11 protein-coding genes are annotated in these 10898 nt (G+C 57.0%); 3 read left to right on the plus strand and 8 right to left on the minus strand.

Going from position 1 to position 10898, the window contains the following annotated elements:
• Positions 1 to 56: 56 nt before the first annotated feature.
• Genes AC4GMC_RS15175 through glpD form a run of 5 tightly spaced genes read right to left on the minus strand, consistent with a single transcriptional unit; the run spans position 57 to position 5544 of the window.
• Positions 57 to 902 (minus strand): carbohydrate ABC transporter permease, encoded by an 846-nt coding sequence (locus AC4GMC_RS15175; protein WP_487877510.1) that lies wholly within the window; start codon positions 900 to 902, stop codon positions 57 to 59.
• Between the two features lie 3 nt (positions 903 to 905).
• The gene (locus tag AC4GMC_RS15180; protein ID WP_487877511.1) at positions 906 to 1775 is read right to left on the minus strand and encodes a carbohydrate ABC transporter permease; all 870 of its coding nucleotides are present in this window, start codon (positions 1773 to 1775) and stop codon (positions 906 to 908) included.
• Positions 1775 to 2851, minus strand: coding sequence for an ABC transporter ATP-binding protein (locus AC4GMC_RS15185; RefSeq protein WP_038005821.1), 1077 nt, complete (start codon positions 2849 to 2851; stop codon positions 1775 to 1777). The genes AC4GMC_RS15180 and AC4GMC_RS15185 overlap by 1 nt, the downstream gene beginning before the upstream one ends.
• 9 nt (positions 2852 to 2860) lie before the next feature.
• Positions 2861 to 3949, minus strand: coding sequence for an ABC transporter ATP-binding protein (locus AC4GMC_RS15190; protein WP_487876173.1), 1089 nt, complete (start codon positions 3947 to 3949; stop codon positions 2861 to 2863).
• Positions 3950 to 3957: 8 nt separating this feature from the next.
• The gene (gene glpD, locus AC4GMC_RS15195; RefSeq protein ID WP_487876172.1) at positions 3958 to 5544 is read right to left on the minus strand and encodes a glycerol-3-phosphate dehydrogenase; all 1587 of its coding nucleotides are present in this window, start codon (positions 5542 to 5544) and stop codon (positions 3958 to 3960) included.
• Positions 5545 to 5803: 259 nt separating this feature from the next.
• Between glpD and AC4GMC_RS15200 the strand changes: the two genes are divergently transcribed.
• Positions 5804 to 6580: a DeoR/GlpR family DNA-binding transcription regulator gene (locus AC4GMC_RS15200; protein ID WP_487876171.1), complete on the plus strand. Its 777-nt coding sequence runs from the start codon at positions 5804 to 5806 to the stop codon at positions 6578 to 6580.
• Here AC4GMC_RS15200 and AC4GMC_RS15205 read toward each other — a convergent pair.
• Positions 6577 to 7440, minus strand: coding sequence for an alpha/beta fold hydrolase (locus tag AC4GMC_RS15205; protein WP_487876170.1), 864 nt, complete (start codon positions 7438 to 7440; stop codon positions 6577 to 6579). The two genes, AC4GMC_RS15200 and AC4GMC_RS15205, sit on opposite strands and share 4 nt — an antisense overlap.
• Before the next feature lie 189 nt (positions 7441 to 7629).
• Here AC4GMC_RS15205 and AC4GMC_RS15210 point away from each other — a divergent pair, with 189 nt between their 5' ends.
• Both AC4GMC_RS15210 and AC4GMC_RS15215 read left to right on the plus strand, forming a co-directional pair.
• Positions 7630 to 8517 carry a LysR family transcriptional regulator gene (locus tag AC4GMC_RS15210; RefSeq protein WP_487876169.1) on the plus strand — a complete coding sequence of 296 codons (888 nt, stop codon included), beginning with the start codon at positions 7630 to 7632 and terminating at the stop codon, positions 8515 to 8517.
• Complete coding sequence (locus AC4GMC_RS15215) at positions 8514 to 9257, plus strand: sulfite exporter TauE/SafE family protein (RefSeq protein WP_487876168.1); 744 nt, start codon at positions 8514 to 8516, stop codon at positions 9255 to 9257. Before AC4GMC_RS15210 ends, AC4GMC_RS15215 begins: the two co-directional genes overlap by 4 nt.
• On the opposite strand, the gene AC4GMC_RS15220 is transcribed toward AC4GMC_RS15215, so the two are convergent.
• Together AC4GMC_RS15220 and AC4GMC_RS15225 are read right to left on the minus strand one after the other, a co-directional pair.
• The gene (locus tag AC4GMC_RS15220) at positions 9254 to 9928 is read right to left on the minus strand and encodes a fumarate hydratase C-terminal domain-containing protein (RefSeq protein WP_487876167.1); all 675 of its coding nucleotides are present in this window, start codon (positions 9926 to 9928) and stop codon (positions 9254 to 9256) included. The genes AC4GMC_RS15215 and AC4GMC_RS15220 overlap by 4 nt on opposite strands.
• The gene (locus AC4GMC_RS15225; RefSeq protein WP_487876166.1) at positions 9925 to 10881 is read right to left on the minus strand and encodes a fumarate hydratase; all 957 of its coding nucleotides are present in this window, start codon (positions 10879 to 10881) and stop codon (positions 9925 to 9927) included. The genes AC4GMC_RS15220 and AC4GMC_RS15225 overlap by 4 nt, the downstream gene beginning before the upstream one ends.
• Positions 10882 to 10898 lie beyond the last annotated feature (17 nt).

The following is a 10898-nucleotide window of genomic DNA, read 5'->3' on the forward strand; positions in this document are numbered from 1 at the left end:
AAAGAAAATCGCGGTGGGCCATGTCCATGCCATCCATTCCATGTCGGCGCCTCCCTCTAAACTCGGCCCAGGGCAAAGCCCTTGGCGATGTAGTTGCGAACAAAATAGATCACGAGCGCGCCGGGCACGATCGTCAGAATGCCAGCCGCCGCCAGCACGCCCCAGTCGATGCCCGCAGCCCCTTGGGTCCGGGTCATGATCGCGGCGATGGGTTTGGCATCCACGGTCGTCAGCGTCCGCGACAGCAACAGTTCAACCCATGAGAACATGAAGCAAAAGAACGCCGCAACGCCGATCCCGGATGCAATGAGCGGCATAAAGATTTTCGCGAAAAACCGCCCAAACGAATAGCCGTCGATATAGGCTGTCTCGTCGATTTCTTTGGGCACGCCGCGCATGAAGCCTTCCAAAATCCACACGGCCAGCGGCACATTGAACAGACAATGCGCCAACGCCACGGCAATGTGCGTGTCGAACAAACCCACACTTGAATACAGCTGAAAGAACGGCAAAGCGAACACGGCAGGTGGCGCCATACGGTTTGTCAGAAGCCAGAAAAACAGGTGTTTGTCGCCCATGAAGTGGTAGCGCGAAAACGCGTAAGCCGCAGGCAGCGCCACCGCGAGGCTGATAACCGTGTTCATCACCACATAGATCAGCGAGTTGATGTAGCCCGTGTACCACGCAGGGTCCGTTAGGATCGTGCGATAGTTATCGAGCGTCGGGTTCGCAGGCCACAGGGTAAAGGTGCTGACGATCTCTGTGTTGGTCTTAAAGCTCATGTTCAGGAGCCAATAGATCGGCAGCATCAAGAACAGCAGATAAAGCCCCATAACGATGGTACTGCTTTTGACCTTTGGCAGGGCGCGGGCCTTGGGGGCAGTGATGGATGCGTCGGTCATGGCTTAACCCTCCCGCTTTTCGAGGTTGGTCATGACGGTGTAAAACACCCATGAGATCAATAGGATCGTGAGGAAGTACATGATCGAGAACGCAGCCGCAGGACCCAGATCAAACTGACCAAGCGCCATTTTCACCAGATCAATCGACAGCATCGTTGTCGTAGATCCGGGGCCGCCACCGGTGACAACGAATGGCTCGGTATAGATCATAAAGCTGTCCATGAACCGCAAAAGGATCGCAATCATCAAGACGCCCATCATCTTGGGCAGTTCAATGTAGCGGAACACTGCCCAACGGCTGGCTTGGTCAATTTTGGCGGCTTGGTAATAGGCGTCGGGGATGGATTTCAGACCCGCATAGGCGAGCAAGGCCACCAGTGACGTCCAGTGCCAAACATCCATCACGATGATCGTCACCCATGCCGCGAACGGATCGCTGGTGTAGTTATAATCAACCCCGATCGCCGCAAGCGTGTGCCCCAGAAGGCCAATATCAACGCGACCAAAGATTTGCCAAATCGTGCCAACCACGTTCCAAGGGATTAACAGCGGCAGAGACATGACCACCAAACAGAAGCTCACCCAAAATCCGCTTTTGGGCATGTTGAGAGCTATGAAAACGCCAAGCGGGATTTGGATCAGGAGGATGATGCCTGAAAACATTAGCTGCCGCCCGAGCGCATCCCACATCCGATCGTCGCGGAGCATTTCTTCGAACCACTCCAACCCCGTCCAGAAAAACTGATTGTTCCCAAAGGTGTCCTGCACGGAATAATTGACCACCGTCATCAACGGGATCACGGCCGAAAATGCCACCAGAACCAGCACCGGAAGAACAAGGAACCATGCCTTTTGGTTGACTGTCTTTTCCATCAGGCGGCCTTTCCTGCGCGACGCCAATCGTTGACGTAAACGTTTACATGGGCGGGATCGAAGGTCACGCGCGTCATATCGGGTGAGATTGAGGTATCCTCACCAGCAACGATGTTAATTTCACTACCAAAGAGGTCCGCGCGCACGATCTTGTGGCGGCCTACATCCTCAACCCGGCGGACCTTGACCGGCAGGCCTTCGCCCTCGGTCAGGGTCACGAACTCAGGCCGGACGCCAATTTCTACCTTGCCGTCCAAAGCATCATAGGCCTGCGGCAGGGCGACGGTTGCACCGTGGATATTTGCCATCTGCCCATCAATCGCAGCGGGGATCACGTTCATCCCCGGGGAGCCGATGAAATAGCCCACAAACGTGTGTTCGGGCCGTTCAAACAGTTCTTGCGGCGTGCCGATCTGAACGACCCGCCCGTCATACATTACGACGACCTTATCCGCGAAAGTCAGGGCCTCGGTCTGGTCGTGGGTGACATAGATCATCGTGTGACCAAATTCGTGATGAAGCGATTTAAGCTGCGTGCGCAACTCCCACTTCATATGCGGATCGATCACGGTGAGCGGCTCATCGAACAACAGGGCGTTCACGTCCTCTCGGACCATGCCGCGCCCTAGGCTGATCTTTTGCTTGGCGTCCGCAGTCAGGCCACGCGCGCGTTTGCCCAGCTCTGCCTCCATCCCGATCATCTGCGCAATCTGTTGAACACGGTCAGCGATGTACTGCGGGCGCGCACCACGGTTTTTCAACGGAAACGCCAAATTATCGCGGACGGTCATCGTGTCGTAGACCACCGGAAACTGGAACACTTGGGCGATGTTACGATCCGCCGTCGAGGCGTGCGTGACATCGACATCATCAAACAAAATCCGCCCTTGGCTGGGGTGCAGCAGCCCGGAAATGATGTTCAAAAGCGTAGATTTACCACAACCGGAGGCCCCCAAGAGGGCATATGCCTCACCATCAGCCCAGTCGTGGTTCAGTTCCTTCAACGCAAAATCATCTTCGCCTTTCGGCGAGGGCAGGTACGAATGCGCAAGGTTATCGAGCGTAATTTTTGCCATAGTGCCCCCTCAGGCCGCCAGCGCATAGGACGCGGGCGCGACCAACTCGCCGCCCTCGCCAAAGATGTAGACATGGCGCGGATCCAGATAGACTTTGAGGGCCGCGCCCAGTTCCAAGTCGTGCACGCCGTGGACTAAACCGACCCACCGCTCACCATGGTGATCGAGGTGCACGAACGTCTCGGACCCGGTCAGTTCGGTCACAACAAGCTTGGTATCAAACGCCATTGCGCCGTTCGCATGAGACGTGATTTCCACATGGTTTGGGCGGAACCCAGCCAGATATCGCCCATCGGCCAAGCCCTCCATCGGGCCCATCGCAGGCGCGCTTTGACCATCACCAAACATGATCTTTGAACCCGTCTTGCTAACCCTCAGGAAGTTCATTGGCGGATCGCTGAACACCCGCGCGGTGGTCGCATCAACTGGCTGACGGTAGACGGTAGGTGTGGGGCCAAACTGGGTGACGCGCCCTTCAAAGAGCGCAGCCGTGGAACCACCAAGCAAGAGGGCCTCCTCTGGTTCGGTCGTTGCGTAAACAAAGATCGAACCGGCTTCTTCGAAGATCTTGGGGATCTCAACGCGCAACTCTTCGCGCAGCTTGTAGTCAAGGTTCGCGAGCGGCTCATCCAGCAGAACCAGCCCCGCATCTTTCACCAACGCACGGGCCAAAGCACACCGCTGTTGCTGCCCACCTGATAGCTCAAGCGGTTTGCGATCAAGCAGCGGCGAAAGCTGCATCAGATCGGCAGCCTTGCGCACGGACGCGTCAATCTCAGCGCGGGATTTGCCGAGCAGCCGCATCGGCGAGGCAATGTTGTCGTAGACCGTCATGGTAGGGTAATTGATGAACTGCTGGTAGACCATCGCGACCTGCCGGTCCTGCACACGCATTCCAGTAACATCCTGACCTTGCCAGAAAATCTGGCCTGTCGTCGGCTTGTCCAGCCCCGCCATCAACCGCATGAACGACGTCTTGCCCGACAGTGTCGGCCCCAATAAAACGTTCATTGTCCCCTTGTTCAGGGTCAAATCGGTTGGAAAAATATGCGTCTGGCCGCCCACGACCTTGGACACATTTCTAAGCTCGAGTGTCATAGCCCCCCCTATTCCGCTGCCGCAGTTTGCTGCAACTTTAGAGCGTCCTGCATCCACTCGTCGAGATGTGCAATTTGATCTTTGCTCATTAACAAACCCAGCTTGCTGCGCCGCCAAACCACATCATCGGCCCGCTGCGCGTATTCATTTTCCATCAACCACCGCACCTCTTTTTCGGTCAAGGTGGCGCCAAAATCCTCGCCCATATCAGTCAGTGACTGCGCACTACCGAGCATATCCTTTGCATCCGTCCCGTAGGCCCGGACCAGCCGTTTTGCCCATCTGGCCCCGACAAACGGGTAGGCCGCACGGATATCTTGGATCAGCCGGTCGGCCCCCGAAACCGGGAAATCCCCCCCAGGAAGCGGCACACCCGCCGTCCAGGGCTGAGCCAAATCAGGGAACACTTTGCCAATCTCTTCCAAAGCACTTTCGGCCAATCGGCGATAGGTCGTGATCTTGCCGCCAAAAACGTTCAGCGCGGGCGCACCACGCGTTTGGTCCAGTTCAAGCACATAATCGCGCGTGGCCGCAGTCGCGCTACTGGCCCCGTCATCGTACAAAGGGCGCACGCCAGAATACGTCCAGACGACATCCGCATCACTGATGGGCTCTGCCAAGTACTGGTTGATGAAATCAATTAGATAGCTCTGCTCCTCGGCGGTGCATTCGGGCGCCTGCGCGGCGTCGTCGTGGTCCGCGTCGGTGGTGCCGATCAGCGTAAAATCTGTCTCATACGGAATGGCGAAAATGATCCGCCCGTCTGCGCCTTGGAAAAAGTAGCATTTGTCGTGATCATAGAGCCGATTTGTCACGATATGGCTGCCGCGCACCAATCGGACACCGCCTTGCTGGTTGCTCTTCAGCGTGCCGCGCAGCACGTCGCCCACCCAAGGGCCCGCTGCATTAACAACCATGCGCGCAGTGATAGTTTCACTAGACCCAGTCGTGGTGTTTTCTAGCGTCACCCGCCATCCACCACCCACGGGGTCGGCAGATACAACCTTTTGGCGTGGCAGGATTTTCGCGCCACGCGCCTCGGCATCCCGCGCGTTCAGAATGACCAGACGCGAGTCTTCCACCCAGCAATCGGAATACTCGAACGCATGTTCAAATTTGGAGTTTAACGGCGCGCCCTCAGCTGATCCACGCAAATGACAGCGCGACGTTCCGGGTAGCAGTTCCCGCCCGCCTAGGTGGTCGTACAGAAACAGGCCCAACCGGATCAGCCAAGCGGGACGACGCCCCTTCATCCACGGCATCACAACGTTCAACAACTTGGACGTTGGCGTCGTAGAATCGAACCGCATGCTTTTGTGATAAGGCAGCACAAACCGCATGGGCCACGAGATGTGCGGCATCGCCTTGAGCAGAATTTCACGCTCAATCAGCGATTCCCGCACCAGCCGAAATTCGAAATATTCGAGGTACCGCAGACCGCCATGGAACAACTTGGTGGAGGCCGAGGACGTCGCCGAGCCAATGTCGTTCATCTCAGCCACGGCAACCGACAGGCCACGCCCAGCGGCGTCCCGTGCGATCCCGCACCCATTGATGCCCCCGCCGATTACCAGCAGGTCGAACCTCGACTCCATGAAACTTTCCTCCCACACGGGCCTCCCGCCCGTTGATGAATTTCTGGCAAGAAACGCGCCCATATGGAAGATAAAAATGTTCGTTTGTGATCGAATTTTTAAATAATGATAAAAATCAGATAGATATAAACGAGAAAATCGCCCTTTTCCGAGGCATTTCATCCAAACAGCCAACAAAATACACTAATCGCCGCGAAGTTTTCATGGAATCGAACACAAACGCACTATAACAACGGCTAAGCGAAAATAAGGCGTCCCTATGGTTCAAACACTGCGCAAACCCGAGATCATCAATATCGCCCGTCGCGAAGGGCTCGTGACGGTTGAGGGTTTGGTGTCTCATTTTGGGGTGACGCCACAAACCATCAGGCGCGATCTGACCGAATTGGCCGATTCCGGTCAGCTAGAGCGCGTGCATGGCGGCGCGATCTTGCCTTCAACAACAGCCAACATTGGCTACAGCGAACGGCGTGAACTGAACAACTCCGCCAAAGTGGATATTGCCCGCGCCTGCGCCCGAGAAATTCCTAACGATTGCGCAATCTTCCTGAATATTGGCACGACAACCGAAGCGGTGGCCGCAGAATTGCTCCACCACGAGGGGCTGATCGTTGTAACCAACAACATCAACATCGCCATGATCCTATCGGCCAACAAGGCCATCGAAGTGGTCGTGACTGGCGGAAATCTTAGGCGTTCTGACGGTGGATTGATCGGGGATTTGGCCAAACAAACCATTGGTCAGTTCCGCTTTGATTACGCGGTCATCGGATGCTCTGCGTTGCACGAAGCTGGCGAAATCCTTGATTTCGATTTCCAAGAAGTCGGCGTCAGCAAAGAGATTATCAGCCGGAGTGAGCACGTTTTTCTAGTGGCGGATACCTCCAAATTTGAACGTAAGGCCCCCGCGCGCATAGCCTCGCTCAGCTCGATTGATGTGTTTTTCACCGATCACGCTCCCCCAAGGGGCACCCAATCCATGTGCCAGGCCGCCAACACCCGTATCGTGGTCGCACCACAATCTATCGCGCCCTAGCGCACCGCCGCCAAGTGCTGGGACACTGCGGCCAACACTTCATCGGGGCGCTCCTCTACCAGAAAATGCCCCGCATCAACGTCCTGCCCAATGACGTTCGGGAACCACGCGCGCCACGCATCAAGCGGATGGATATGGTGTGCGATCACGCCCCGTCGCCCCCACAACACAAGGCACGGAATATCACTGGTTCGGCCTTCGTCACTGGCGTCATGAACACGATCAGCATTGGCAGCAGCCGTGTAATCCGCGCACCATGCAGCCACGACTGATGGGTTGCGTGCGGCACGCTCATATTCCGCCAGCGCGCGGGTATCGAACATCTCTTTCGAACCAGCCAAGCCCAGCAAAGCGGCATGCAAATAGCATATCGGATCCGCATTAATCAGTCGGCGCGGCATATCCCCGGGTTGGGCCAAAAACACCCAATGATAGTATCGCTGCGCCAGCCAATCATCCATCGTGCGCCACACATCGAGCGTGGGCAAAATATCCATGAGCACAAGCGATTGCACGGCATCCCCATGGTCCAGAACCATCCGATGCGCCGTCCGCGCGCCCCGATCATGAGATACAACATGAAACGCTTCATGCCCCAAGTGTCGCATTAAATCGACCTGATCCTGAGCCATCGCGCGAAATGTAAAATCGTCCGTTTTAGCAACGGAATCGCCATAGCCGCGCAGATCGGCCACGACAACGCGGTGCGCCTTCGCCAGATCCTCTGCCACGACGTGCCACATGACATGCGTTTGCGGATATCCATGCAGCAACAAAAGCGGCGGGCCATCACCGCCCACACGGGCGTGAATGGTCGCATCAGACAAGTCTATGTCAATCTCTTGAAAACCCGAAAACATCCGAATGCCCCCACTGCGTGCCTACTCGCACTATGCGCGGGTTTCTTCGGCCCGCAAGGGGGGGAGTTCGATGGCGGGCACAGGCGACTTATACGCTTTCCCCCTTTGGCGTCGGTCACTATAGATTACACACAAACCAAAAATTCTGCGGAAATCGAAAGCAATGCTTAATCTTATCGGATCACCCCGATGACCATTCGGTTGCTCAAAACCCTTGTTGCAGTTGCCGATGCAAAGACCTTTAGCGCTGCGGCCAAAGTGGTGCATGTCACCCATGCCGCCGTGAGCCAGCAGATGCGCACGCTTGAAGAAGACCTTGGCGTTGAGCTGTTTGATCGCAGCACCCGCACCCCCGAGTTGACGCAAACGGGACTAGAGGTCGTGACCCGCGCGCGCAAAATTATCAACGATTACAACAATCTTGTGCCATCCGTCTTGGCTGATGGCGGCCTTAGCGGCACAGTCACGCTGGGGGCGATACCGACCACCCTGACAGGGCTGGCCCCCCGCGCGATGTCGATCCTCAAGGCCAAATTCCCCAAGACCGGGCTGCACATCCGCCCCGGCTTAACACGCGCCCTTTTAACGGATGTTGAACGCGGCGCACTAGACGCGGCCATCGTGACCAAACCGCACCTGATGCCCGTTGGCCTCGATTTCTTTGAACTGGCACGCGAACCGCTTGAGCTGATCGCCGCAGCGCAAGAGCCAGAGGATGATCCAGAAATCCTCCTCAAAAGCCGCCCTTTCATCCGGTTCAACCGCAACGCCGTGGTCGGCTCGTTAATCGATACTTGGATTTTGTCGAAACGCATCCGCGTGGCCGAGACGATGGAACTGGACAGCCTTGAGGCCATCACCAGCATGGTTCAGCAAAACCTAGGCGTGTCGATTGTGCCGCGACTTGCGGTTCCACAGGCCAGCGATACCCATGTCAAACGGATGGCGCTTGGCCCAGACGCCCCGCTGCGCATTCTGGGGCTGGCCTACCGTGAGGATCAGATCAAAACTCGCGCCCTGCAGGAGATTTCCCAAGCTCTGCAAATGGTCGTCGACACCGCCCGAGAGGCCCAATGACCTACGACATATTCCTCTATTTGGCCCTTGGCGCGATGGCGGGCGGCTTCATCAATGGCCTGTCGGGCACCGGCACCGCGCTCTTCGCGCTCGGCTTTTACCTTGTGGTGCTAGAGCCGATCACAGCCGTCTTTATCGTAGCGTTCATGTCCGTTCTTGCAGGCCTTCAGGGTCTTTGGATTGTCCGGGCTGAGATCCTGTCACAGCCCAAACGCCTAATGCGGTTTCTGATCCCGGGGCTCTGTGGCGTATCGGTCGGGGTCATGCTGTTGGATTACATCAATGCAGGGACCCTACGCCTTGCCATTGCGGGGTTGCTGATTGTCTACGGTGGTTATTTTAGCATGCGCGCTGCCCTGCCTGCGTTTAAAAAACCAACCCCATGGCTCGATAGCCTCGTGGGTCTGCTTGGCGGCGTTCTTGGCGGGACCGCCAGTGTGTCAGGTGCATTGCCACAGATGTGGGTATCGCTGCGGCCATGGACCAAGTCCGAAACCCGCGCCGTGCTCCAACCGTTCAACGTGGCTATCCTGTCCACAACGGTCATAGCCCTCGCCTTTAAGGGTGCCTTTGACGCAACCGCGCAAACCGCTTTGCTGGTCACCGTGCCGCTTGGCTTGATCGCTGCGCAGGTCGGCATCGCCGTCTTTCGCAGGCTCAGTGACACCGGTTTTCGGCGCCTGTTGATCCTACTGACCCTCGCCATGGGCCTTGGGATTATGGTGAGTGAGCTGCTCTAGATCACTTCATCGGTGCGATCATCGCTTTCGCCGTAACGTTTAAGCACAGCCGGTTTTGTGCCTTCGTAGACACGCGCAACATTCTCGGCGATTTTGGCGTTCTCACGCTCAAACAGGCAGTCACCGTTTAGGTCCGAGGCGACAATAAAGGGGCCCATCCGATTGCACCGGATCACCCACATCGCCTGCGCAAGACCCAGTTCCTCATTCCAATGCACCGCTTCAACAGCCTCAACCCCGCGCCCCAAAAGAGCACCTGTGCCATAGCCGACGGTCGACAGATAAACCGCCCCATTGGGAACGAAGTATTCCTTATAGTCTTTGGAGGTCATGCCGCCCTTACCGACAATTAACTTGGCCCCGGTTTTCGCCATCCACTCGGGCAGCCACTTGGCAAATCGGAACGAAGCCGTGGCCGTCACGGCCCCCATATCGAATGAGCCATCCGGATTAATCCGCGCCGCAGGTGAGCAGTGGAAGTTCGCCGCACTTTGCGAGGGCAATTCCATCGGAATGTTGGCCTGTTCTTCTAGCGCGCGCATATAGACGCCTTCGCGCGCGGTATACATCAAGCCATCCAAGTACACGACATCGCCCAAGCGCAGGTCCGCAATAGCCTCAGCGCTGGGGGTGGTGGACAGGCGGACCTCACGGGGTTTACGCGGGCTCATTCGGCCGCCTCCTGCTGGGGTTCCCATTCGACAGTTTCGCGTCGCTGATAGTCCGTGAACCAATTTGGGTCTGTGCGATGCTCAACCCGGCCGTCTGCGTAGATGCGCGCCACGGCCCTACGTGATGACAAACAAAAGGCGTGCACTGACATGGGCATCCCACCGGTGTGGCAATACCCAACCTCAATATTGCAATCGATCACCATATTCTTGCCCACAAACCCCATGGCCCCCATGCCGATGGAATTGCCCAACTCCTTGAACTCGTCCTCCATCTCGGCGATGCGCGGATCCGAATTTCGGCTGCCAACGGTGCGCAACACGCTCGCGCGTTTGCCGAGTGTCATGCAGATATCCTTGGACCCACCAAGGCCGATCCCGATGATGGCAGGCTGACAGGCCAGACCGCGTTTGCCAAAGGCCATCAAGCTATCCAGATAGAACCGCTTGATCCCCTGAATGCCGTCAGACGGAAAGAGCATGCGGTAGTCTGTGCCAAACAGCCCGCCTTTGTGAACCGTAATCAGATCGATCCAAGCACCATCCGGTTCAAACCCATATTCAATCTCGGGCGCGCCGATGCCGACGTTGTTGTCATGATCCGTGCGCCAAAGCGGATGCACCCGGTTAGGACGCAATGGCACACCGTTGGTAGCGCTGGCCGTCGCGCGGCGCAAAGCGGCCTCAAGCGCGATCATCCCGCCCTCAACCTGTGCCTCGTTGCCCAGTTTCACAAACCAGCGCGGCACCCCGGTGTCACCACACATCGCGCGGCGATCTTCCTTGGCCGCCTCATAGTTGTCGAGCATGGCTTGCAACACAAACGACGACAGATCGCCGTCCTCAGTCTCTGCCGCCTGTTTCAGCCCGGTCAGATAATCCTCGGGGATCTCAATCGCGGCCTTGTTCATCAGCGTTTCGGCGGTGGATTGGATGAGGTTGATGGGGATCATTGCAGACGCTCCGGCAA

The organism is Thalassobacter sp. (assembly GCF_982993085.1).